Source organism: Cobetia sp. 29-18-1 (genome assembly GCF_029846405.1).
Lineage (GTDB): Bacteria > Pseudomonadota > Gammaproteobacteria > Pseudomonadales > Halomonadaceae > Cobetia > Cobetia amphilecti.
Map to the genome: position 1 here is coordinate 1 of NZ_JARWKS010000013.1, position 24,131 is coordinate 24,131.

At 63.7% G+C, this 24,131-nt stretch carries 14 protein-coding genes, 3 tRNA genes, 1 rRNA gene and 1 pseudogene; 15 read left to right on the top strand and 4 right to left on the bottom strand.

Annotated elements, in window-relative coordinates:
• Positions 1–171 precede the first annotated feature (171 nt).
• Together rrf and QD208_RS11135 are read left to right on the top strand one after the other, a co-directional pair.
• Positions 172–287, top strand: a 5S ribosomal RNA gene (gene rrf, locus QD208_RS11130).
• A gap of 596 nt (positions 288–883) precedes the next feature.
• The gene (locus QD208_RS11135) at positions 884–1,162 is read left to right on the top strand and encodes a hypothetical protein (protein WP_054556829.1); all 279 of its coding nucleotides are present in this window, start codon (positions 884–886) and stop codon (positions 1,160–1,162) included.
• Positions 1,163–1,341: 179 nt separating this feature from the next.
• On the opposite strand, the gene QD208_RS11140 is transcribed toward QD208_RS11135, so the two are convergent.
• Positions 1,342–2,187, bottom strand: coding sequence for an acyl-CoA thioesterase II (locus QD208_RS11140; protein WP_248380608.1), 846 nt, complete (start codon positions 2,185–2,187; stop codon positions 1,342–1,344).
• A 201-nt stretch (positions 2,188–2,388) separates the two neighbouring features.
• On the opposite strand from QD208_RS11140, the gene tadA reads away from it, so the two are divergent.
• Positions 2,389–2,835, top strand: a complete 447-nt coding sequence (gene tadA / locus QD208_RS11145) for a tRNA adenosine(34) deaminase TadA (protein ID WP_279836850.1) — start codon at positions 2,389–2,391, stop codon at positions 2,833–2,835.
• A gap of 108 nt (positions 2,836–2,943) precedes the next feature.
• Here the strand turns inward: tadA and QD208_RS11150 are convergent, their stop codons facing one another.
• Complete coding sequence (locus tag QD208_RS11150) at positions 2,944–4,899, bottom strand: diguanylate cyclase (protein ID WP_052384859.1); 1,956 nt, start codon at positions 4,897–4,899, stop codon at positions 2,944–2,946.
• Positions 4,900–4,981: 82 nt separating this feature from the next.
• The gene (mltF, locus tag QD208_RS11155) at positions 4,982–6,475 is read right to left on the bottom strand and encodes a membrane-bound lytic murein transglycosylase MltF (protein WP_082388806.1); all 1,494 of its coding nucleotides are present in this window, start codon (positions 6,473–6,475) and stop codon (positions 4,982–4,984) included.
• Positions 6,476–6,647: 172 nt separating this feature from the next.
• On the opposite strand from mltF, the gene purL reads away from it, so the two are divergent.
• The 12 genes and pseudogenes from purL to nadA all read left to right on the top strand — a co-directional run bounded on the left by purL (position 6,648) and on the right by nadA (position 22,407).
• Positions 6,648–10,562 (top strand): phosphoribosylformylglycinamidine synthase, encoded by a 3,915-nt coding sequence (gene purL, locus QD208_RS11160; RefSeq protein ID WP_279836851.1) that lies wholly within the window; start codon positions 6,648–6,650, stop codon positions 10,560–10,562.
• 396 nt (positions 10,563–10,958) lie between these two features.
• The gene (locus QD208_RS11165) at positions 10,959–12,605 is read left to right on the top strand and encodes an FMN-binding glutamate synthase family protein (RefSeq protein WP_199852285.1); all 1,647 of its coding nucleotides are present in this window, start codon (positions 10,959–10,961) and stop codon (positions 12,603–12,605) included.
• 213 nt (positions 12,606–12,818) lie between these two features.
• Positions 12,819–13,640 carry a crotonase/enoyl-CoA hydratase family protein gene (locus QD208_RS11170; RefSeq protein ID WP_131432728.1) on the top strand — a complete coding sequence of 274 codons (822 nt, stop codon included), beginning with the start codon at positions 12,819–12,821 and terminating at the stop codon, positions 13,638–13,640.
• Positions 13,641–13,905: 265 nt separating this feature from the next.
• Positions 13,906–15,696 carry a DEAD/DEAH box helicase gene (locus tag QD208_RS11175; protein WP_279836852.1) on the top strand — a complete coding sequence of 597 codons (1,791 nt, stop codon included), beginning with the start codon at positions 13,906–13,908 and terminating at the stop codon, positions 15,694–15,696.
• A gap of 131 nt (positions 15,697–15,827) precedes the next feature.
• Positions 15,828–17,042: a hypothetical protein gene (locus tag QD208_RS11180; RefSeq protein WP_043336371.1), complete on the top strand. Its 1,215-nt coding sequence runs from the start codon at positions 15,828–15,830 to the stop codon at positions 17,040–17,042.
• 126 nt (positions 17,043–17,168) lie between these two features.
• On the top strand, positions 17,169–18,206 hold the full coding sequence (locus QD208_RS11185) for a ScpA family protein (RefSeq protein WP_279836853.1): 1,038 nt from the start codon (positions 17,169–17,171) through the stop codon (positions 18,204–18,206).
• Positions 18,203–18,724, top strand: a pseudogene (scpB, locus tag QD208_RS17675) (SMC-Scp complex subunit ScpB); the annotation flags it as partial. The gene QD208_RS11185 and the pseudogene scpB, both read left to right, overlap by 4 nt.
• Positions 18,725–19,626: 902 nt before the next feature.
• Positions 19,627–20,487, top strand: a complete 861-nt coding sequence (gene rluB / locus QD208_RS11195) for a 23S rRNA pseudouridine(2605) synthase RluB (protein WP_043336411.1) — start codon at positions 19,627–19,629, stop codon at positions 20,485–20,487.
• A 267-nt stretch (positions 20,488–20,754) separates the two neighbouring features.
• A tRNA-Lys gene (locus QD208_RS11200) sits at positions 20,755–20,829 on the top strand.
• Positions 20,830–20,865: 36 nt separating this feature from the next.
• Positions 20,866–20,940 (top strand) — tRNA-Lys (locus QD208_RS11205).
• 16 nt (positions 20,941–20,956) lie between these two features.
• Positions 20,957–21,031: transfer RNA gene (locus QD208_RS11210), tRNA-Lys, on the top strand.
• A 317-nt stretch (positions 21,032–21,348) separates the two neighbouring features.
• Complete coding sequence (gene nadA / locus QD208_RS11215; protein WP_279836891.1) at positions 21,349–22,407, top strand: quinolinate synthase NadA; 1,059 nt, start codon at positions 21,349–21,351, stop codon at positions 22,405–22,407.
• A gap of 110 nt (positions 22,408–22,517) precedes the next feature.
• Here the strand turns inward: nadA and QD208_RS11220 are convergent, their stop codons facing one another.
• Positions 22,518–24,020 carry a M48 family metalloprotease gene (locus QD208_RS11220; protein WP_279836855.1) on the bottom strand — a complete coding sequence of 501 codons (1,503 nt, stop codon included), beginning with the start codon at positions 24,018–24,020 and terminating at the stop codon, positions 22,518–22,520.
• Positions 24,021–24,131 lie beyond the last annotated feature (111 nt).

The window sequence follows — 24,131 nt, forward strand, 5'->3', positions numbered from 1 at the left end:
TAACCAGTACTAATTGCCCGTGAGGCTTGACCATATAACACCCAAGGGGTTTGCGTAGGCAAACCGCCGGGATTGCGACAGGATCGAGACATATCGGTCAGCATGATTCATATTGCGAGTCGCGAGGCCACAAGCCTCGGGACTCAGGCATCGCAAGATGCCACCGTTTCGCCTGACGACCATAGCGAGCGTGAACCACCCGATCCCATGCCGAACTCGGAAGTGAAACCGCTTAGCGCCGATGGTAGTGTGGAGTTTCTCCATGTGAGAGTAGGTCATCGTCAGGCACTTATCCCGAACCGCCCCTGTAGCCTTGCTGCAGGGGCGGTTCTCTTTGTGCGCAGAAAAAATTGGCGCAAAAAAGCCTCGTGCAAGCAAATTGTGCCGAGAATTGCTGATGAAAGCTGCTAGATCATTGGTGTGATAGCCCCGCCAGGTAGGGTTTCTCCCTGCAAGAGTCGCGGATGGCCGCCCCATGACAGTCATGAAAAGTTCGTCAGGCACTTATACCGAACCGCCCCTGTAGCCTTGCTACAGGGGCGGTTCTCTTTGTGTGCAGGAAAAGCCGTGCTCAGGGAAAGTTGGCGCAAAAGAACTGCCGTGCTGGGGTAAATGCGTATAGCACAAGACATGGCTACATGAGCTATATGAGACAAAGATGCCTCTATCACTTCTGTGATAGAGGCATCTTTATTTATGGATCAGTATCACTGGGAAAGCGTTCTGACGCTCCATTGAGTGTACTTGATCGACAGGCATTCCACGCTGTTGAGAGGTATCTTTATCGGGAGATATCTTTGCTGTTGCTGCACCTGCTCGGTGTCTGCGCTGTCATTGAATATCACTCATTGAAGCTATCCATGAACAGGCGCAAGGAGGCGACATGTCGAGGGGCTTTTCATATTCGTTATCAAGACTTCTAGTGGCAGGGATGATGGCCCTTTTGATGGGGCTGATGTCATCAGAAATGGCATCTGCCGGGGAGCGAGAGAGGAAGATAGAGCGCTGTCAGTTCATCAAGGACAAGATCGAATATTATACCGATAGGCGTCGCGGCGGCGGGTCGTCGGGCCAGATGCGAAGTTGGCAGTCCCAGCGCAATGACTACAAGCAGCGCTATCGGGATGAAAACTGCACGCGCGTCAGAACAGCACTGAAGTGACTCCCGTAATGACGCGATAATAGTGAGTCGCAGTGCGCTACTCTCAGTGCTGTAGGTTGTAGATAGACGCAGCCAAAAATGACAATGCCCCTCCTGAGAATGTCTCAGGAGGGGCATTGTTGTTCAGGACGATTCGCTCAGGACAATTCGCACAGGACAATTCGCACAGGGCGATTCGTTCAGGGACGTTTGCGCAGGCGTGTCAGGCCTTCCTGGGCGCTGGATGCCACCAGTTCACCGTGCCGGTTGTAGAGGCTGCCGCGAGCGAAGCTGCGTGCGCCTCCCGCCCACGGGCTATCCATCTCGTAGAGCAGCCAATCATTGACGCGTACATCGCGGTGGAACCATAGCGAGTGATCCAGGCTCGCCATTTGCAGTTCGGGCGAACCGAACCGCACACCATGTCCGCCGAGGCCTGTCGCCAGCAGATTGAAGTCGGAGCTGTAAGTCAGCAGGTAGCGATGTAGGGCATCATCTTCCGGCAGCTCGCCTGCCAGTCGGAACCACAGCCGCTGGCGTGGTGGGGGGCAGGCGTCATCATCACTCGCCGTGATCGGCGCCTTCAGGCGCAGGAACTCGATGGGGTGGCCTTCGTAGCGCTCGATACGTGCCCCCTGTTCGATCAACTGCTCTGGGGACTCGATATCGGGCATGGCGAGCTGATGCTCGAATCCCGCCTCCTTGCCATGGAAGGAGGCGCTGCAGAAGAAGATGGTCTTGCCATTCTGGATGGCACTGATGCGGCGGGTCGTGAAACTGCCGCCATCACGCACGCCATCAACCTGATAGATGACAGGCTTGTGGGCATCGCCCGGGCGCAGGAAGTAGCCATGCAGAGAGTGAACCTGGCGTTCGACCGGTACCGTGCGTGTCGCTGCGGACAGCGCTTGTCCGAGTACCTGTCCACCAAATAGCTGAGGGAAGCCGAGGTCCTGACTGTGCCCTCTGAACAGGTTCTCTTCCAGGGTCTCAAGACCCAGCAGGGTGACCAGAGCCTCAAGAGGCGCAGTAGCTGTTTGGGTCATGGATCTATCCTTGTGCTGAGGGGCAGGCGCTCGGAGCAGTGCCAGACCGAGCGGGTCGGGCAATGCAGGAGGAAGCGCGAGCGCCAAGCCGTTATCATGGTGAGCGAAACAATGGCCTCAGGATACCGGAGAACAACGGTGAGTGACGAGTTGGCGATAGCGCCGCAGGCCCGGAGTGGGCCACGTGGGGATCATTACTATATGCATCGGGCGCTGGACCAGGCGCGGCTGGCATTCGAGGCTGGCGAGGTGCCTGTCGGCGCGGTGGTGGTGGATCCCCAGGGCGACATCATCGGCACTGGCTACAATGCGCCGGTCAGCACCCCGGACCCGACGGCACATGCCGAGGTGCAGGCCTTGCGCGCGGCGGCGGCCCGACTCGGCAACTATCGTCTCGACGATTGCACGCTGTATGTGACGCTGGAGCCCTGCATGATGTGCAGTGGCGCCTTGATCCACGCGCGGGTGAAGCGGGTCGTCTACGGGGCGGCAGAGCCGAAGACCGGCATGGTGGAATCGCGTGCCAACCTGTTTGCACAGCCCTGGCATAACCATCACGTCGAGGTGGAAGGGGGGCTATTGGCCGCTCAGGCCAAGCGCTTGCTCAAGTCCTTCTTCGCTGAGCGGCGCGGTGAGCTTCCGCGCTGATCCTTTCATGCTGAACCTTCCGCTCAGATCCGCCCGAGCAGGTCTTTCCGCTCAGTTCCGCTCGCACAGATCTCTCCGCGTTGCGATCGTGTTGGTCTCCATGAGTCGTCAGGCAGCGACCTGAACCTGATTGCGACCACTGGACTTGGCGCGATACAGCGCCTCATCCGCTGCCTGCAACAGTGCATCCAGCCGCAACGGAGCGCGCGCCACGCATGCCATGCCCACGGATACCGTGACGACGCTGTCCGTGGCGGGCTGCGGCAGTCCTGCAGCCTGCACGGCACGCCGCAGCTCTTCCGCCAGAGTGCGGCCTACCGCGCGCGGGCATTCCGGAATGCACACCACGAACTCCTCGCCACCGAAGCGCGCCAGTATGCCGCCGGCAGACTCCACGGGCGCCCGTGAGACGGCGGCAATCTTCTGCAGGTAGCGATCTCCCTCCAAGTGACCCAGTTTGTCGTTGATCGTCTTGAAGAAGTCGATATCCAGAATCATGACCGTCAGAGGCATCTTGCCGCTGAAGCTCTGCACCTGCTCGAGGAAATAGCGACGATTGGGCAGCTGGGTCAGCTCGTCGTGACGCGCCAGCCACTGGATCTCGTTCTGCAGTCGCTCTCGCCGCACCATCTCTTCGCGAAGTGCATCATTGGCATTCTTGACGATGCCGTGCTCCTGCGAGACGCGGCGATACATGTAGATCACCAGGAAGAGCAGATAGGCCAGCAGCATGCCCGTCAGCAACGTCACTTCCGGCAGACGGCCGCGAGTGGCCGCCAGGAACTGCTGTGTCGGCTGCAGACCCAGGGTCAGGTCGGTGGCGGGCAGCTCGATGGGGATGCGATGGCCCCAGGGCGCCAGACGGCTTTCCGGGCCGACATGGATATAGATGTTGCCGCGCTCTGACAGGGTGACCGCAAATGCCTCATTGCGTGCCGTGTCCATGGCCCTGTCGAGCAGAGGGGCCAGATCCACCACCATGGCGATCGCCCCCAGGATGGTGCCATCACGAGGATCGCGCACCGGCAGGTAGGACACCATGCCCTTGCCGCCCTGAATCAGGTCGATGATGCCGGTATGGCCCTCGATGCCAAGTTCCAGCGGGTTGCGCAGCGGCGTATCCGGCTGAGCATCCAGCAGGCGTACGCCCAGCACATCATGATTGCGGCCCTTGTCTGGGAAGACGCGCGTTATCACGCTGTCCGGGTCGATGAAGGCGATGTTCTGGAAGTAATCGAAATCCTTGTAATAGCTGCGTGCCAGGCGTTGCCACTCTCCGCGTGACGGTGTCTGCCCCATCAGGCTCCAGAAACCGGCGAAACGTCGCATCGCATTGAGCTGGTCGTTGATCTCGCGAGACAGCTCCGTGGCGATCTTGTCGCCCAGTACGTAGGTCGACTGGTTGATGCGATTGTTCTCGTCCTGGCTCTGCTGCTGCCAGGCGAGCAGACAGACCAGGGTGATCGAGGAGGAAATGATCAGCGGTATGAGATTGCGGCGCCACATCTGCATGAATGCCGGCTGTAGATCGATCCATTGAGCGATCAACAGCAGACTGACGAAGCTGGTCAGCGTGATGCGTTCCGGGCCTGCCAGCACCATGCTGGCGACGGAAAGACTGGCATCGGACATCATGGCAAACAGCAACAGCAGCGTGACTTGCGTCAGCTGGATGGCAGAGCCGAACCCCAGTCGCATGCGCAACAGGGCGCAGGTAGTGAGGCCGAAACAGGCGAACAGGATCAGGATAGGCGGGCGGATATTGGCGATGTGCCAATCGCCCGGCAGATTGATCAGCAGGTCTCCCCAGTGGTCCACCCCCACCCAGCTTTCCGGTAGCAGGAAGGTGCAGATCAGCAGGATATTGAGGATCAATGAGGCGCTGAGGAACAGCTGACTGAGGGAGGTATTGCGCCAATGCCAGGCAGCCTGGCCGGCGGCTTGCAGGGTCAACATCATCAGCAGCAGCGCATTGGCTTCATTGCCGGCAGACGGCCAGAGCCCCAGCAAGGCGATGCCGAACGCGATCAGGCTTAGCGACATCAAGACGAGTCTGCGTGTCATTCCCTGTCCTTAGAGGCTCTTGATGCGTGGTGAAGATGCGTGCACTTGAGGCACCGGAGTGCTGACGGTCCGAACTCCATCCTCAGAGAATCGGAGGCACTGTATCGAAGGGGTTGCTGTCGCCTTCGTCGTCGGTAATCGGACGCTCATCCAGCTGATAGAACTGCTGCTGGCTACGGTAAACATAATTCAGTATTTCATAATAACGACGGATATTGCGGACATAGATGACAGGTTCTCCGCCACGTGCATAACCATAACGGACTTTCTGGTACCACTCACGATTCTGCAGCAAGGGCAGGGCTTCGCGGACATCCTTCCAGCGATTCGGGTCGCCGCCCTTCATCTTCACGATCCGTCTGGCGTCAAACAGGTGACCCAGGCCGACATTGTAGGCTGCCAGCGTCATCCAGGTGCGATCCGGTTCCTTGATCTCGTCCGGCAAGCGTCCCTTTATACTCACAAGATAGCGTGAGCCACCATCGATGCTCTGAACGGGGTCCAAACGGTTGGCGATCTTCATTTCGCGCGCCGTCACATTGGTCAGCATCATCAGGCCGCGCACCCCCGTGGGAGAGGTGGCCTTCGGCTGCCAGTGCGATTCCTGATAGCCCGTGGCGGCCAGCAGTTTCCAGTCGATGCCGGTTTCGCGCGCGGCTTCCTTGAAGGTGTCGATATAACGCGGCAGGCGGTCGCGTGCCTGGCGGATGAAGGTCCGTGCGCCGACATACTCGAGATAGTCATCATGGCCGAAATAGCGCTCGACCAATTGATCGAGGGTGCCATCCTGGCGACGTGTCTCGAGAAAATCATTGGCGGCGGTCAGCAATGAGATGTCGCCATGCGCGGGGAAGGCCCAGGCCAGGGTCAGCGGATCGCCCACGTCGAAGCCGTTCTCCACATTGGGGAAGAACAGGCGATTGAGCTTGAATTGATGGGCATAGACGACCGCCGCATCCAGCTTGTCTTCCTCGATGCGTTGCAGCAGGTCCGCCACCTCAAGCTCGCCGGTTTCCTTCCAGCTGAGCTCGGGGATGTCCTGCTGGACTTCGCGCAGTACCAGGCTGGTGCCGGCGCCCTTGATGACGCCGATGCGCTTGCCGACCAGATCCTTCAATTCCTTGGGCGGGTGCATCCCGCGGCGATAGACCACCATCGCCTGCAATTCGAGGATGGGGCGCGAGAAGCGCAGGTCCTGTTCGGAGAGATCCAGCGGCAGGGTCGCGGCCGCAAGATCGGCCTGATCATTGAGCACGCTCTGGGTCAGGCTCTCGATATTGTGCTCGGAATCCATCGACAGACTCACGCCAAGATAATCGGCGAAGTCCCGTGCCAGCTCGTATTCGAAACCGGTAGGCCCCTGACGGCCACGATAGAAGGTCGTGGGGGTATTGCGCGTGGCGACCTGAATGAAGTCGCGCGCGCGGACATCGTCCAGCCGCGTGGGCATCTCGATGAGGGTGCGCTCGGGCAGTATCAGCAAGGCGAGGGCCAGCGCCGCGACGAGGAAACGCCGCGCGTGGCGCAGCAGCTGTCGCACGGGCGGAATGAGAGAAGAGGGCGAAGTCTTGAGCATGCGTCAGCATCATTCACGGCAGGGCTTCCACCATACCGGCAGCTCAACACACTGTCATCCAACGCATGTCGCCTGCGGGCTTCGTTAAGGCTCGCCTTTCACGTATGATATGCGCTTGCTGCCGCCGTTTGGCGGTTGTCCGTTCACGCTGCTTCAGAGGCTTTCCCTGACCATGCTCGAACTGCGAGGCGCGCCTGCCCTTTCCGCCTTCCGTCACACCCGTCTACTGGCTGCATTACGCGAGCTGGTGCCGGAGGTGGAATCTCTTCATGCCGAGTACCTTCATCTGGCCGAGGTCGATGGTGAACTGAGCAGTTCCGATCGGACAACACTGGAGCGCCTGCTGGACTACGGCCCCAGTCGTGACGAGAGCGCTCCGGAAGGACATCTCTTCCTCGTCATCCCCCGCCTCGGCACGCTGTCTCCCTGGTCTTCCAAGGCCACGGATATCGCCGCCAACTGCGGCCTGCCGCAAGTCCGCCGCCTCGAGCGTGGCATCGCCTACCGCATCAAGCTGGACGCGCCCCTGAGCGAAGAGCTCTTCGCCACGCTGTCCTCCCGACTGCACGACCGCATGACCGAGACGGTATTGACCCGCACTCAGGACGCGGCACGTCTGTTCCAGCATCAGGCACCTGCCAAGCTTGCCCATGTCGACATCCTCGGCGGTGGCCGCGAAGCCCTGGCCAAGGCCAACGGTAGCCTGGGTCTGGCGCTGGCCGATGACGAGATCGATTATCTGGTCGAGTCCTTCAAGACTCTGGGCCGCAATCCTGCCGACATCGAACTGATGATGTTCGCTCAGGCGAACTCCGAGCATTGCCGCCACAAGATCTTCAATGCGGACTGGACCATCGACGGCGAGGCGCAGTCGCACTCGCTGTTCAAGATGATCAAGAACACCTACCAGCATCATCCGGATGGCGTGCTGTCCGCCTACAGTGACAACGCCGCCGTGATGGAAGGTCCGACTGCCGGGCGTTACTTCCCGACAGGCGAAGGCCACATCTATCGCTACCATCAGGAACCGATCAACATCCTGATGAAGGTCGAGACCCACAACCACCCGACCGCCATCGCTCCCTATCCGGGCGCCGCGACCGGTGCCGGTGGCGAGATCCGTGATGAAGGTGCGACCGGTGTCGGCTCCAAGCCGAAAGCGGGTCTGACCGGCTTCAGCGTCTCCAACCTGCGTATCCCGGGCTTCGAACAGCCGTGGGAGCACGACTACGGCAAGCCGGAGCGCATCAAGACCGCCTACGACATCATGCTCGAAGGCCCGATCGGGGGCGCTGCGTTCAACAACGAATTCGGCCGTCCCAACCTCAGCGGCTACTTCCGTACCTACGAGCAGGATGCCTTCGGTGCCGGCGGCATCGAGCGTCGTGGCTATCACAAGCCGATCATGCTCGCCGGCGGTTACGGCAACATCCGCAGCCAGCACGTCGAGAAGGGCGATATTCCGGTCGGCGCCAAGCTGATCGTGATGGGCGGCCCGGCGATGCTGATCGGTCTGGGCGGCGGTGCTGCCTCTTCCATGGCCTCCGGCAGCTCCAGCGAAGACCTCGATTTCGCCTCCGTGCAGCGTGACAACGCCGAGATGGAGCGTCGCGTGCAGGAAGTCATCGATCGCTGCTGGGCGCTGGATGACAAGAACCCGATCTGCTTCATCCACGACGTCGGCGCGGGCGGTCTGTCCAACGCACTGCCGGAGCTGGTCAAGGATGGCGGTCGCGGTGGCCTGTTCGACCTGCGCGCCGTGCCGAGCGCCGAATCCGGCATGAGCCCGCTGGAAATCTGGTGCAACGAATCCCAGGAACGTTACGTGCTGGCGGTGGCGCCGGAGAATCTGGCCACCTTCGAAGCCCTGTGCGAGCGTGAGCGTTGCCTGTACGCCGTGGTCGGTGAAGCCCTCGAGGAGCACGAGCTGGTCGTCAAGGATGGTCACTTCGATACGCGTCCGGTCGATCTGCCGATGGACGTGCTGTTCGGCAAGCCGCCCAAGATGTCACGCAGCTTCGAGCGCCAGACGCTGGAACTGCCGGCGCTGGGTCTCGACAACCTCGACCCGCGCGAAGCGATGACCCGTGTGCTGCAGCTGCCCACCGTCGCCTCCAAGAAATTCCTGATCACCATCGGTGACCGCTCGATCACCGGTATGGTCGCGCGCGACCAGATGGTCGGTCCGTGGCAGGTGCCGGTGGCCGATTGCGCCGTCACCACCAGCTCCCTCGACAGCCATGTCGGTGAAGCGATGGCGATGGGCGAGCGTACGCCGGTCGCACTGATCTCGCCGGCCGCGTCCGCGCGTCTGGCCGTGGCCGAGGTGATCACCAACCTGGCCGCCGCGCCGATCGCCAAGCTGTCTGACATCAAGCTGTCCGCCAACTGGATGAGCGCTGCCGATCACACCGGCGAGAATCAGGCGCTCTACGAGGCCGTCCACGCCGTCGGCATGGAACTGTGCCCGGCGCTGGACCTGACCATTCCGGTCGGCAAGGACTCCATGTCCATGCGCACCGCCTGGCAGGACGAGAACGGCGAAGACAAGTCGATCACCGCGCCGCTGTCGCTGGTGATGACAGGCTTCGCGCCGGTCACCGATGCCATGCGTACCCTCACGCCGCAGCTGCGTCGCACGCTGAATGGCGAGGCCGTGGAGACAGATCTGATCCTGATCGATCTCGGCCATGGCGCTCACCGCCTCGGTGGCTCCGCGTTGGCGCAGGTCTATGGTCAGGTCGGCAACGAAGCGCCGGATCTTGCCAAGCCCGAAGACCTCAAGCACTTCTTCGAGGCCATCCAGCGCTTCAATGTCGAAGGCAAGCTGCTGGCCTATCACGACCGCAGCGACGGTGGTCTGTTGACCACCTTGATGGAAATGTCCTTCGCGGGACGTGTCGGTCTCGATATCTCCCTCGACTGGACCGCCGCCGAGCCGGGTCAGGCCACCGGCGCGCTGTTCGCCGAAGAACTGGGTGCCGTGGTGCAGGTGCGTCGCGAGCATACCGAGTCCATCCTCGCCGAGCTCAAGGCCGTGGGCCTCGAGCACAGTGGCGTGATCGCCACGCCGCGTGCCGATGAGCAGATCAACATCACGCTGCTGGGCCAGAACCTGCTCTCCACCACCCGCGCCAGTGCCGAGCGCCTGTGGGCCGAGACCAGCTATCGCATGCAGGCCGCACGTGACAACGCCGATTGCGCCAAGAGCGAATTCGAGTCCATCAACGACGTGCGTGACCCGGGCCTGACCGCCCAGGCCACCTTCGACGTCAACGAGGATATCGCGGCGCCGTACCTGAACACCGGTGCACGTCCGCGCATGGCGATCCTGCGCGAGCAGGGCGTCAATGGTCAGCTCGAGATGGCGGCAAGCTTCGACCGTGCCGGCTTCGAGGCCGTCGATGTCCACATGAGCGACATCCTCGAAGGGCGTGTCGATCTGGACACCATGCGGGGCCTGGTCGCCTGTGGCGGCTTCTCCTACGGTGACGTGCTGGGCGCTGGCGGTGGCTGGGCCAAGTCAGTGCTGTTCAATGCGCGTGCGCGTGAACAGTTCGAGCGCTTCTTCAACCGTGACGACAGCTTCGCGCTGGGCGTCTGCAACGGTTGCCAGATGCTCTCCCAGCTCAAGGAGCTGATCCCGGGTGCCGAGGCCTGGCCGCGCTTCGTGCGCAACGAGTCCGAGCAGTTCGAGGCCCGTGTCGCGATGGTCGAAGTCGAGAAGAGCGCCTCGCTGTTCCTCGATGGCATGGAAGGCTCGCGCCTGCCGATCGCCATCGCGCATGGCGAAGGGCGTGCCGAGTTCCGCGACAGCGCTCACCTGCGCAAGATGCAGAGCAGCGGCCAGGTCGCGCTGCGTTACGTCGACAACTACGGCCAGACCACCACGCGTTATCCGGCCAACCCGAACGGCTCGCCGTCCGGCATCACAGGTCTGACCACCGATGATGGTCGCGTGACCATCATGATGCCGCACCCGGAGCGTGTGGCGCGTGCCGTCACCAACTCCTGGCGTCCGGACGACTGGCAGCAGGATGGCGCCTGGTTGCGCATGTTCCGCAATGCCCGTCGCTGGGTTGACTGAGCGACGTGACGCGCCAGCGACTCGGCCTCATCGGCCGATGAGGCTGGCGCACGCCACCAGTGGCGAAATGCAGTAACGGGAGACGCCTTCGTGGTTCACGCCACGAGGGCGTCTTCTTGTTTACAGGCATGCCGAAAGCATCGTGGTGCGACTGGCTCAACAGCGGGTTCCACCGTTGAGCAGGACAGTCGGCCCGGCATACGGCAGGCTGGCGTCATCGTGATGTCGCCATCGCTATCGATGATGATGCCTCCCTGACAGGCATGGCGTGTTCCGTGGCCGCCGCACTGGACGCAACCCGTGGTCGCGACTCTTGATCACAACCCCTGGCCGCAACCCCTGACCCTCCCACAACGACAGCCCTGACATTGCTGTTCGCTGGCAAAGGAAGCCTTGATGAAACTGAAATGGTCGCTGTTACCTCGCTACTCCGTCTTCGGGCTCTGTGTCCTCGGCTTGCTGGTCTGCCTGGGGCTGTCGGAGCTGACGCCCTGGATATGGCCGCTGACGCTGCTGATGGCCTTTCTGGTCGCCGTCGGCATCTACGACATGCAGCAGCCGGATTACGCCGTGCGTCGCAACTATCCGGTGATCGGCAACATGCGTTATCTGTTCAAGGCGCTGCGTCCGGAAATGCGTCAGTACCTGTTCGAGTCGGACACCGATCAGCTGCCGTTTTCCCACAAGCAGCGCGAGCTGGTCTATGCGCGTGGCCGTCAGCACAACTCCTCCCAGCCGTTCGGCACCTTGCTCGATGTCTATTCCGACAGCTATGAGTTCATCGGCCACTCCATGCAGACCTCGAGCGTGCCGGACCCCAAGGGCTTTCGTCTCAACGTCGGCAACTCCCAGTGCTCGCATCCTTACAATGCCTCGCTGTTCAATATCTCGGCGATGAGCTTCGGCTCCTTGAGCGCCAATGCCATCCGCGCCCTGAACAAGGGCGCCAGGCTGGGCAACTTCGCCCATGACACCGGCGAAGGCAGCATCAGTCCCTATCACCGCGAATTCGGGGGCGATCTGATCTGGGAGCTGGGCAGTGGCTACTTCGGCTGCCGCGACGAGGAAGGGCGCTTCGATGGCGAGAAGTTTGCCCGTCAGGCGGCCAGCGAGCAGGTCAAGATGATCGAGATCAAGCTCAGCCAGGGTGCCAAGCCCGGCCACGGGGGCGTGTTGCCGGCCAGCAAGATCAGCGAGGAGATCGCCGAGACGCGCGGGATTCCGATGGGCAAGGACTGCATCTCGCCCTCCAACCACGGTGAGTTCTCCACACCGCTTGAGCTGTTGAGCTTCATCCAGCGCCTGCGCGAGCTGTCGGGTGGCAAGCCGGTGGGCTTCAAGCTGTGCCTCGGTCAGCCGTGGGAGTTCATGGCCATCGTCAAGGCGATGCTCGAGACGGGGATCGTGCCCGATTTCATCGTCGTCGATGGCAGTGAGGGCGGCACCGGCGCCGCGCCGACCGAATTCACCGACCACCTCGGCACCCCGCTGCGTGAAGGGCTGCAGTTTGTCCACAACTCGCTGGTGGGCGCAGGGCTGCGTGATGAGGTGCGCATCGGGGTCAGCGGCAAGATCATCAGTGCCTTCGATATCGCCTGCGTGATGGCGCTTGGGGCGGACTGGGTCAATGCCGCACGCGGTTACATGTTCGCGCTGGGCTGCATCCAGTCACTGAGCTGTCACACCAACAAGTGCCCGACGGGGATCGCCACCCAGGATGATCTGCGCCAGAAATCGCTGGTCGTGGAAGACAAGGCCGATCAGGTGCGTCACTTCCATCACAACACCCTGCATGCGCTGGCCGAGATCCTGTCGGCGGCGGGCCTGCATACGCCCTGGCAGATCACCCCGGACCACCTGGTGCATCGTGTCTCCGAGAATGAGGTCAAGCTGTTCTCGCACCTGCATCCCTTCCTGACCAAGGGCGCACTGCTGACGCAAGGGGATGACTATCCCTTCTATCGTCGTGTCTGGGCGATGGCCCAGGCCGAGAGCTTCCAGCCGCGATCGCTGTCAGAGGTGTCGGGCGCCAAGCGCGAGTAGACCATCGTCACTTCTGCGACCAAACGACCGTTCAACAACCGGGCGCAGGCAGTCACACTGAGACGTAGCGAGTCATGCCCGCGGGCAGCTCGACGAACGCAGTGTGGTTGCCTGCGCCTTTTGGGTTTATCACTGGATGAGTGCCATCGCTCGGCACTGTCGTGAAATCGTTCGAGCGCGTGCTTGCTCGTTATCCGTCGCAGGGAGACCGCCATGTCTGACGCTACCCACCTCACGCCTGAACGTTATGTGACCCTCTCGATCAGTGAGCATGTCGCCGACGTGCGCCTCAATCGCCCTGACAAGCACAACGGCATCGACTGGAAGATGATCGATGCCCTGCTGGCGGTACAGCAGGAATTGCATGCCCGCGCCCGGGAATCAGGCCTGCGCGCCATCGTGCTGTCGGGCGAGGGGCCCAGTTTCTGTGCGGGGCTGGATATCGCCGCCATCATGGGCGACGCCGCTCGCGTGCCGCAGTTGCTGGTCGCGGGGGCCAATGGCTGTGCGCCGCAGCGCAATACCGTGCAGCAGCTGGCGCTGGGCTGGCGAGATGTCGGGGTGCCGGTCATCGCCGCCTTGCATGGCAATGTCTTCGGTGGCGGCCTGCAGATCGCGCTGGGGGCGGACATCCGCCTGTGTGATCCTGATGCGCGCCTGGCGGTGCTCGAGATCGATTGGGGCATCATTCCGGACATGGGCATCAGTGTCACTGCGCGTGGCGTGCGACCGGACTGGCTGCACGAGCTGACGTGGAGCGGGCGCAAGGTCGAGGCCAACGAGGCGCAGAGTGCCGGCCTGGTCACGCGCATCATCTCCAGCCCACAGGAGGAGGCGTTGGCCCTGGCGCGCCAGATTGCCGGGCGCTCTCCCAGCGCCATCCGCGCCATCACGCGTCTCTATGACGAGGCCCTCGCGGCGCCGGAAGCCGAGGCGCTGGCGCTTGAGGCAGAACTGCAGTCCTCGCTGCTGGGGCGCGCGGAGCAGACCGAGTGCATCAAGGCCAAGCTCGAGGGACGCGCGCCGCGCTTCTGATCCTGACGGGTCAAGACTTACGGGCCAAGGTTGGCGGGCTCAGGTTATCCACACCCACTTTGCCGCTGCAGTCGCTGATGCGGATAATGGGGGCATTGTCCCTTCCTGCGATTCGGCGGCCCCTTGATGTCAATGTTCCTCTCAGCCCTCACGTCCCTGTCAGCCCTCACGTCCCTGTCAGCCCTCACGTCCCTGTCAGCCCTCACGTCCCTGGGCCTGCCTGCCGGCAGCGCTCCCACTCGCGTATCTCGCTGGACGGCGCTGCATGTTTGAGCTGCGTCCGTATCAGCAGGAGGCCGTGCGGCGTACCGTCGAGCACTTTCGCCGCAGTGATGAGGCGGCGGTGATCGTGCTGCCCACCGGCAGCGGCAAGTCGCTGGTGATCGCGGAGCTTGCGCGTATCGCGCGTGGCCGTGTGCTGGTGCTGGCGCATGTGCGCGAGCTGGTCGAGCAGAACCACGCCAAGTACGAATCCTATGGCAAGGACGCCGACATCTTCAGTGCCGGCCTCAAGCGCAAGCAGGCCTCGCGTCAGGTGGTGTTCGGCTCGGTGCAGTCAGTGGTGCGCAATCTTGATGCCTTCACGCCGGCTGAGCCGACGACTGATGCTCAGGCGGCGCCCTTCACGCTGCTGGTGATCGATGAGTGTCACCGGGTCTCGCTGGAGAAGGACGCCAGCTATCGCAAGGTCATCAATCATCTGCGCGAGCACAATCCGCGCCTCAAGGTGCTGGGACTGACGGCGACGCCGTATCGCCTCGGTCAGGGATTCATCTTCCACCGTCACTATCACGGCATGGTGCGGGGTGATGATGACTGCTTCTTCCGTGATTGCGTCTTCGAGCAGCCGCTGCGCCTGATGGTGCGGCAGGGCTTTCTGAGTGAGCCGCGGCGCGTCGATGTCGCGGTGGCGCGCTATGACTTCTCGCAGCTGGCGCCCGGTATCGGCGGCAGCTTCCAGGAGGCGGAGCTCAACGAGGTGGTGCAGGGCTCCCGCGCGACGCCGGGCATCGTGCTGGATATCGTCGCCCAGGCACGCGAGCGGCGCGGCGTGATGGTGTTCTGCTCCACCGTCGAGCATGCCGAGGAAGTCACCGCACTCCTGCCTGACGACGAGGCGGCGCTGATCACCGGTGAGACCCCCGGCGAGGAGCGCGAGCGGCTGATCAATGCCTTCAAGGCCCAGCAGCTCAAGTATCTGGTCAATGTCGCGGTGCTCACCACCGGCTTCGATGCGCCGCATGTCGATCTGATCGCCATCCTGCGGCCCACGGAATCCGTCAGTCTCTACCAGCAGATCGTCGGGCGCGGCCTGCGTCTGAGTCCCGGCAAGACGAACTGTCTGATTCTCGACTACGCCGGCAATCCCTGGGACCTCTACGCGCCGGAGGTGGCGACGCCGAAGCCGGCTGGCGACACCGAGATCGTCCAGGTCGAGTGCCCGGTGTGCGGCAACGCCAATCTTTTCTGGGGACGCAAGGATGGCGAGCTGGTGGTCGAGCACTTCGGGCGCCGGTGTCAGGGGCTGGTCGAGTCGCCGGAGGGCGAGGGCAGGCCGCTGGTGCAGTGCGACTTCCGCTATCGTGCCAAGGCCTGCCCGCAGTGTGGCGAGGCCAATGACATCGCCGCCCGCCATTGTCACGCCTGTCAGGCACGGCTGGTCGACCCGGATGACAAGCTGCGCGATGCGCTCAAGCTGCGTGATGCGCGGGTGCTGCGCGTCAGCGGCTGGCAGCTGGAGGAGGCGCGCAACGGGCGCGGTCTGCCACGCTTGAAGGTGACCTATTACGACGAGGATGGCACCGATCTGTCCGAGTGGTTCGCGCTCGAGACCTCCGCCCAGCGTCACGCCTTCCGCTTGAGCTTCCTCGCGCGTCATCTGCGCGCGCCGGGCAGTGACTGGGCGCCGAAGGACATCGCCGAGGTGCTGGCGGGCGAGGAGCGTCTCAAGGCGCCGGACTTCGTCATCGGGCGCAAGAGCGGGCGTTACTGGCAGATCCGCGACAAGCTGTTCGACTACGCCGGGCGCTATCGCACCGGCATCGCCGCCGGCTGACAGGCGCGCTGGCCGCTGCGTGATCCGGTCGCGTGGCGCATGTTGTCAGGGACACGACGTCGCGGGGATGCTGATCGGGGCCTCGGGTTGCTAGACTGGCGGCTTCATACGCCTCAGGGAGAACTCACAAGGTGAGTGCCACCGATACCTCGGCCAGGCTGGTGTCCGGCTTACGCCCCACCGGACACCTGCAACTCGGACACTATCAATCAGTGATCCGGCGCTGGACCGAGCTGCAATACCATCACGATGCCTATTTTCTGGTCGCCGACTGGAACGCGTTGGCGGTCAGCGGTCACGCGCCTCACGAGATCGAGCAATACAGCTGGGCGATGGTGATCGACTGTCTCGCCTGTGGGGTCAACCCCAAGGTCGCTACCCTGTTCATCCAGTCGTGGGTGCCGGAGCTGACCGACGTGCACATGATCCTGGCCAGCGTCACGCCCAAGGCCTGGCTGGAGCGTCTGCCCAGCTACCGCGAGATGGTCGCCGGGCTCGGTGAGCAGCAGGGCGCCAGCCTGGCCATGCTCGGTGCGCCCCTGATGCAGGCGGCCGACATTCTGGCGCTGCGGGGGCAGGTGGTGCCCGCCGGCCCCGAGCAGCGTGCGCATATCGAGTTCACCCGTGAGGTCGCCCGACGCTTCAATCATCGCTATGGCCGCGATGCCGGCTTCGAGGAGCAGGCCGAACGCGCCATCGCGCGCCTGGGCAAGAAGAGCGGTCGCCTGTATCGCGAATGGTTGAGCGACTATCAGGAAGAGGGCGATCTCGAGGCCTTCGAGCGTGCGCGCGGCCTGCTGGCCGAGACCAGCAAGCTCAACCGCAACCAGCAGGAGCGCCTGCTCGGCTATCTGGAAGGTGGCGGGCGGCGCATCCTCGGCGAGCCGGAACACTGGCAGGGTGAGGTCGAGCCGCTGCTGGGCATGGAGCTCAAGACGCACAAGGCCGCACGGGAAGACGCCATCTTCCTGCGCAGCGGGCGCGACGATATCGCGGCCTGCGTGCGCGAGATGCCCACCGACCCTGCGCGCGTGCGTCGCAAGGACCCCGGCGACCCGCAGCGCTGCCCGCTGTGGACGCTGCATGAAAGCTTCACGCCCGCCTCGGACCGCCAGTGGGCAGAGGAAGGCTGCCGTGATGCCAGCATCGGCTGCCTGGACTGCAAGGGCTGTCTGATCGAGCATGTCGACGCAGCGCTGACGCCGATTCGTGAGCGTGCCGAGGCACTGGAAGGGGAGCATGGCAAGGTGCGCACCATGATGACAGAAGGCGCCGAGCGGGCCCGCGACACCGTGCGCGACACCCTGGATGAGCTGCGGCGCGTGATCGGCCTGACCTATCGCTAGAGGCGGGCGGCGCCGAGCGCGGCCCCGGCGTATCACCGGCGGCGTAAAGACTTGGGGGATGGGGCGCGAGCCGCTAGAATGCCCGTCCCCCAGACCCACCTTCACCCGCCTCCTGCAGGAGATGTCATGAGCGACCTGCTCGATGGCGCCAGTTTTGCCCTCACCGATGGGCATCAGCCCGCTCCTCTCGTCACGCCCCCGACGGCGGCGTCGACGGTGCTGGCGCGCGTCAACGACACCGCGCTCACCGAGATGCCGCAGGACCTGTACATCCCGCCGGAGGCGCTGCGTGTCTTTCTCGAGACCTTCGAGGGGCCGCTGGACCTGCTGCTCTACCTCATCCGTCGCCAGAATCTCGATATCCTCGCCATCAATGTCGCGGCCATCACCCACCAGTACATCGAGTATGTCGAGCTGATGCACGCCATGCAGATCGATCTGGCCGGTGAATACCTGCTGATGGCCGCGATGCTGGCGGAGATCAAGTCGCGCAGCCTGCTGCCGCGTCAGCCCAAGGCGACTGATGACGACGAGGAAGAGGACCCGCGCGCCGAGCTGATTCGCCGCCTGCAGGAATACGAGCAGACCAAGCTGGCCGCCGAAGGGCTGGATGAGATGCCGCGTCAGGGCCGCGACTGGTTCGTGGCCACGGCAGACCTGCCCGAGCTCGAGACGCGGGTGGTGCACCCTGATGTCGACCTGTCGGAATTGCTCGGCGCGCTGTCCGGTCTCTTGCGTCAGGCGGACCTCGTCCAGGCGCACACCATCTCGCGTGAGGTGATGTCGACTCGCGAGCGCATGCTGGCGATCATGAATCTGTTGACCCATGAGCACTTCACGCCCTTCGAGAAGCTGTTCACGCTCGAGGAAGGGCGTGCCGGGGTGGTGGTCAGCTTCATGGCGATTCTGGAGCTGGCCAAGGAGTCGATGATCGAGATCGTCCAGAACGCGCCGCTGTCACCGATTCACGTGCGCGCCCGCACGCCGGAACCGGACCCCGAGGATGACGAGGACTGGCTGGCGCTGGAATTCGCCGACGAAGACGAGGTGGCGGCCGATCAGGGGGCGTTCGATGACGCAGCGTACGATGACGCAGCGTTTGATGATGCGCAGACGTCACCTTCCTTACCCCCATCCGACGAGCAGGAGAACGCGGCGTCATGAGTTTGCGCGATGTCCCGCTGGACCAGATCATCGAAGCGGCCCTGCTGGCCGCCGGCGAGCCGCTGACGCTTGAGCGCCTGGCCGGTCTGTTCGATGAGTATTCAAGCCCGACCAGGCCTGCGCTGCGCGAGGCGTTGGGCAAGCTGGAAGCGCGTCACCCGGCCGACAAGAGCGCGCTGGAGCTGATCGAGACCGCCAGTGGCTGGCGGCTGCGCGTTCGCCAGCAGTATTCCCCCTGGGTATCGCGGCTGTGGGAAGAGCGCCCGCAACGTTATTCACGCGCCTTGCTGGAGACCCTGGCGCTGGTGGCCTATCGTCAACCGGTGACCCGCGGCGATATCGAGCAGGTGCGTGGCGTGACGGTCAGCTCCTCGATCATGCGTACCCTGGTCGAGCGCGGCTGGGTGAGAGTGGTCGGCCACCGTGATGTGCCGGGGCGTCCGGCGGTATTCGCCACCACGCGTCAGTTCCTCGATGACTTCGGGCTCAAGACGCTGGAAGAGCTGCCGCCGGTGCATGAACTGAAAGGCTTCGAAGGACTCGAACAGCTCGAGGCAGACCTGTATGATGTGCCGCCCTCTCAGACCTTGCCGCTGCCGGATGACCCGGACGGCGAGGCGGAGGAGGCACCGGCGGACGGCGCTGATGCGGGGGTCGATCCAGAGCGTGAGAGAGCGCCTGAGTCAGCACCTGACGCAGAGACTGGGGAAAAGACTGGGGGAAAGACTGAGTCAGGCGCTGAGACAGGGCTTGAGACAGGTCTTGAGACCGACACTGGCACCCCGGTGCCCGACGACTGGCAACCGCCGGACGTCACCGCCGAGCAGCTGGAAGAGGCGCTGAAGATGCGCGCACTCGATACCTCCGGCGCCTCGGCTGACACACCGAACACAGCAGCACCCTCCGCCTCACAGGCGGAAAATGACCACGCCGGGATGGCGTCCACCGGCTCGGGGTTCGACTTCGCCACACTCGAAGCGCGCCTCAGCCAACGTTTGCGCGGTGCAGACGAGGATGACGACGCTGCCGATGCGCAGCCGCACGACTCCTCCGCTGCCGGGACCGTCGATGATGACGACCCTGCGTAGGCGAAACTCCTATAGATGAAATGGTTCATGTCATGAGCAAGACAGACTCTGATAAGCGCAAGACCTCTCGCCCCGGCAGCAGCCAGGCAGGCAATAAGCAGGCTGGCGGCAAGCACGCCGGTGGCAAGGCCGTGACCGGCAAGGCCTTCGCGGACAAGAATGTCACGGACAAGCGCGCGGCAGATTCTGCCGACAAGCGTGGCGAGCAGGCCCGCCCGACCCGTGATACCGGCAAGTCCACGCGCGGCAGCAAGGCCAATGTCGGCAAGAAGCCGGCCGCCGCCGACGCGCCGGAACTGCGTCCGCTGCCGCCGCAGGCCAAGGGCGACAAGCTGGTCGAGGACGAGAAACTGCAGAAGGTGCTGGCGCGCTCCGGTCTCGGCTCCCGCCGTGAGATGGAAGTCGCCATCAGCGCCGGTCGCGTCAAGGTCAACGGCAAGGTCGCCCAGCTGGGCGATCGCGTCGGCCCGCGTGACCAGGTCAGCCTCGATGATCGCCCGCAGAGCCTGAAGGGCGCGGAAGAGACGGCGCGTCGCGTCATCATGTACAACAAGCCGGAAGGCGAGCTGTGCACGCGCAAGGACCCGGAAGGCCGCCGCACCGTCTTCGAGCGTCTGCCGCGCCTGAAGGGCGAGCGCTGGATCGCGATCGGTCGTCTCGACATCAACACCAGCGGTCTGTTGCTGTTCACCACCGATGGTGAGCTGGCCAACCGTCTGATGCACCCGTCGACCCAGATCGAGCGTGAGTACGCCGTGCGTGTCATGGGTGAGGTCAAGCGCGAGCACGTCGTCAACATGGTCAATGGCGTGATGCTCGAAGATGGCCCGGCGCGTTTCACCGATGTGCAGGAATTCGGTGGCGAAGGCATCAACAGCTGGTTCCACGTCGTGATCATGGAAGGCCGCAACCGTGAGGTTCGCCGTCTGTGGGATTCCCAGGGCCTGACCGTCAGCCGCCTGAAGCGCGTGCGCTACGGCAACATCTTCCTCGACAAGCGCGCTCGCGCCGGTGAGTGGGTGGAGATGGAGCAGAGCGAGATCGATGAACTGTCCACGCTGGCTGGTCTCGAGCATCGCAAGGCGCCGGCCCTGACGCCGGACGAGCAGAACCGCTGGAGCCGCGACAAGCAGAAGCGTCGTCCGGTGCGCGCCATGAAGAAGCCGCCGCAGCGTACGCGCAAGCCGCGCTGATGGCGCAGTCGGTGAGGGCGGCGATGCGCCGTCATTCACTGACATGGCATAAGCTCGTGGACGTGCCACAAGCTCGTGCGACCTAAGTGGTAACCCGCAAGCCCGCGCCCATCGCGGGCTTGCGTGTCTTTGTCACAGGGGCTGGCCGCGCGCTGGCGCTGGCGTTTCGCGAGGTGCCAGCGGACAAGCTGGTCATTTACTTGAAGTTTTTTTGCAAAAGGCTTGCGTCGAAACGGGATCGGCGGTATCTTACGTCCCGCTTCGCAAGGGTCGTTAGCTCAGTGGTAGAGCAGTTGGCTTTTAACCAATTGGTCGAAGGTTCGAATCCCTCACGACCCACCATTCTCTGGAATGGTCTCTTGCAAAGCACCCGGCGGCGGGTCGTTAGCTCAGTGGTAGAGCAGTTGGCTTTTAACCAATTGGTCGAAGGTTCGAATCCCTCACGACCCACCATCCGCCACCCAGTTTTGGGTCGTTAGCTCAGTGGTAGAGCAGTTGGCTTTTAACCAATTGGTCGAAGGTTCGAATCCCTCACGACCCACCAGATCTTGCCCCGTGCCTTCATTGGCGCGGGGCAATTTTTGTTACGCGAAAGGAAAGAGTCCGTTGCCCCCAAGTCGACTGGAGCCGCGATCGCGCCAGGCGTATCCTTGTGGGCGAGCCAAGGCTCATGTCCGCCCAGTGCGGACGACGTTGCGGGCGATAGACGCCCAAGGCACACGCCGCAGTCTGGGGAGCCCAGCTGCAGCGCTGGCAGGGCCGCCACGGGCCGTTCGTGTCCGGGCCGAGTCCTGACCCACTCAGCACAGGGGGAGCCCCTGTGGGCTAGGTGAGAGACACATGAACAGCCTGACTAATGCCATGCCGGGTCGTGAGGCCCACAATGCCGTCCGTGAGCAGGTGCGCGAGCATCTGGCCCGCGCTTACTGCCCGACACGCCCCGCCGCCGAGGATGCCGCGCTGATCGACGAGATCAAGCAGCTGCTCATCGAGCGTGATGCCGCGCTGGTCGCGCATTACTACTGTGACGACGCCATCCAGCAGCTGGCCGAGGAAACCGGCGGCTGCGTGGCCGACTCGCTCGAGATGGCACGTTTCGGCGCCCGCCATGATGCCTCGACACTGATCGTCGCTGGCGTGCGCTTCATGGGCGAGACCTCCAAGATCCTGTCGCCGGAGAAGCGCGTGCTGATGCCGACGCTGGAGGCGACCTGCTCGCTGGACCTCGGCTGCCCGGAAGACGAGTTCGCGGCCTTCTGTGATGCCCATCCCGACCGCACCGTGGTGGTGTACGCCAATACCTCGGCGGCCGTGAAGGCGCGCGCCGACTGGGTGGTGACCTCCTCGATCGCCGTCGATGTCATCGAGCACCTGCACGCCCGGGGCGAGAAGCTGATCTGGGCGCCGGACAAGCATCTGGGCGCCTACGTGCAGAAGCAGACCGGTGCCGACATGTTGCTGTGGGACGGTGCCTGTATCGTCCACGACGAGTTCCTTGCCCAGGGCATCAGTGACCTGCTCAAGGTCTACCCGGACGCCGCGGTGCTGGTGCACCCGGAATCACCGCAGTCGGTGGTCGAGCTGGCCGATGTGGTCGGTTCCACCTCGCAGCTGATCAAGGCCGCCGTCGAGCTCGACAATCAGCAGCTGATCGTCGCGACCGATCGTGGCATCTTCTTCAAGATGCAGCAGGCCGCGCCGCACAAGCAGCTGTACGAGGCGCCGACCGCCGGCAATGGCGCGACCTGCAAGAGCTGTGCGCACTGCCCGTGGATGGCGATGAACGGCCTGGAGAATCTGGCCGCCGTGCTGCGTCGCGATCCGGCGGAAGCCAATGCCGAGGAAGTCTTCGTCGATGATGACCTGCGTGAGCGCGCCCTGAAGCCGTTGACGCGGATGCTGGAATTCAATCGCGGCTGAGCGCTGACGCTGATCGCCACCGATTGATGTCTGCATGAACCAGAACCGCCGCTCCCGATTCCCCGGGGCGGCGGTTTTTGTTTGCCTGGTGCAGCGAGAGGGAGCGTGCCTCAGAACTCCTCGATGGCGTTGCGATAGCGCTTGAAGTCCTCCCGGCGTGAACTGATACGGTTGGCCATGCTGAAGTCGCCGTTCTTGCGCGCGGCCTCGTCGGCCAGCTTGAGCTGAGCGAAGGCCTTGTCCATGCGGCCCTCCAGCTGGTCGAATTCGGCGCGATACAGGAAGGCCTCGGCGGTGTGGCCGCTGCGCCCACTGGCTTCGGAGGCCAGACTCCAGACCTTGGGGTCATCGGGATGATCGCGGCGCATGTCCTCCAGCTGCTGGCGCGCGGCGGCGGGTTCCTGTTGCAGCGCGACTTCCGCCATGGCCAGTCGGGTCGGCAGGTAGTCGGGTTGCAGGCGCAGCAGGCGTCTGGCGCGGCGGGTCGCCTCCTCATAACGCCGGGCATCCCGCGCGACCTCGACCGCACTGGCGCTGATCAAGGTCAGGTCAGGATGCTTGTCGTGCAGGCGGTCCAGCGCGGCCAGTGCCTTGTCGACCTGGTTGTGCTCCGCCGCGGCCAGCGCCTGATAGTAGGCAATCGCGTCGGGGTCGGGGTTGTCTTCGCGCAGTGTCGTCAGCCCCTGCTCGGGCTGGCGCAGATTGAGCGCCAGCAGGGCGCGGGCGCGGATCATCGCGTAAGCGAGCTGCGCGAGCGGATCGGGGGTCACCTTCTGCATGGCGTCGGCACGGGCCTGGGTGTCGCCGATGCGCGCCTCGGTCACCGGGTGCGTGAGCAGAAATTCCGGTGCATTGCCGCCCTGCAGGCTGGCCATGCGTTGCATGGCGCGGAACATGCGCGGCATGGCTTCGGGGTCGAAGCCGGCGCGTGACAGCGCATCGATGCCGACGCGGTCGGCCTCCTGCTCGAAGCGGCGCGAATAGGCCAGCTGATCGGAAATGGCAGCGGCCTGGGTGCCGGCCATGGTCGCGATGCCCGCTGAGCCGCCACCGCCCGCCGCGATCACCATGCCGGCGAGAAAGCCGGCCAGCGTCGGCAGGCGTGTCTCGGCCTGGCGCTCCATGTTGCGCGCGAAGTGATGCTGGGAGAGGTGGCCCAGTTCGTGGGCGAGTACCGAGGCGAAGGCGTCGCGGTCCGGCGCGAAGGCGAACAGCCCCGTATTGACGCCGACCACGCCGCCGGGCACCGCGAAGGCGTTCAGCTGGCTGCTGGCGACCAGCGTGATGATGAAATTGCGCTCATCCAGCTCGCTCCACGGCGCCAGTTGACGCACGATGCTACCGATCCAGTCCAGAGTGATGGGATCATCCCATTCACGCACATGGGCGCGGAACTGACGCAGCCAGGCGCGACCGATACGATATTCATCGTTGCTGGAGATGCCGCCACTCGCACTCCCCAGGTCCGGCAGTCCATAGTCGTTCTGGGATGCGGCCGGCGCACTGGCGACCGGCGCGCCCATCAGCAACAGGCCGAGCAGGGCGCTCGACAGGGTGGCAAGCCCGCGGCGTCCGATGCGGACGCGTCCGCTCAAGGGGGGCAGCAACGACATGCAGGCAATCCTCTTCGATATGGCGCAAGGTGCGGTCGGCTCGCAGGATTGCCGGGCGCCGCACTGGCGTTGACGGCCCTGCGCGAGTTCGGGCAAGACGCAGCCGCGCAG

Coding starts and splice junctions, on each gene's coding strand:
- QD208_RS11135 (WP_054556829.1), top strand. CDS start 884: ATGTCGAGGGGCTTTTCATATTCGTTATCAAGACTTCTAGTGGCAGGG.
- QD208_RS11140 (WP_248380608.1), bottom strand. CDS start 2,187: ATGACCCAAACAGCTACTGCGCCTCTTGAGGCTCTGGTCACCCTGCTG.
- tadA (WP_279836850.1), top strand. CDS start 2,389: ATGCATCGGGCGCTGGACCAGGCGCGGCTGGCATTCGAGGCTGGCGAG.
- QD208_RS11150 (WP_052384859.1), bottom strand. CDS start 4,899: ATGACACGCAGACTCGTCTTGATGTCGCTAAGCCTGATCGCGTTCGGC.
- mltF (WP_082388806.1), bottom strand. CDS start 6,475: ATGCTCAAGACTTCGCCCTCTTCTCTCATTCCGCCCGTGCGACAGCTG.
- purL (WP_279836851.1), top strand. CDS start 6,648: ATGCTCGAACTGCGAGGCGCGCCTGCCCTTTCCGCCTTCCGTCACACC.
- QD208_RS11165 (WP_199852285.1), top strand. CDS start 10,959: ATGAAACTGAAATGGTCGCTGTTACCTCGCTACTCCGTCTTCGGGCTC.
- QD208_RS11170 (WP_131432728.1), top strand. CDS start 12,819: ATGTCTGACGCTACCCACCTCACGCCTGAACGTTATGTGACCCTCTCG.
- QD208_RS11175 (WP_279836852.1), top strand. CDS start 13,906: ATGTTTGAGCTGCGTCCGTATCAGCAGGAGGCCGTGCGGCGTACCGTC.
- QD208_RS11185 (WP_279836853.1), top strand. CDS start 17,169: ATGAGCGACCTGCTCGATGGCGCCAGTTTTGCCCTCACCGATGGGCAT.
- nadA (WP_279836891.1), top strand. CDS start 21,349: ATGCCGGGTCGTGAGGCCCACAATGCCGTCCGTGAGCAGGTGCGCGAG.
- QD208_RS11220 (WP_279836855.1), bottom strand. CDS start 24,020: ATGTCGTTGCTGCCCCCCTTGAGCGGACGCGTCCGCATCGGACGCCGC.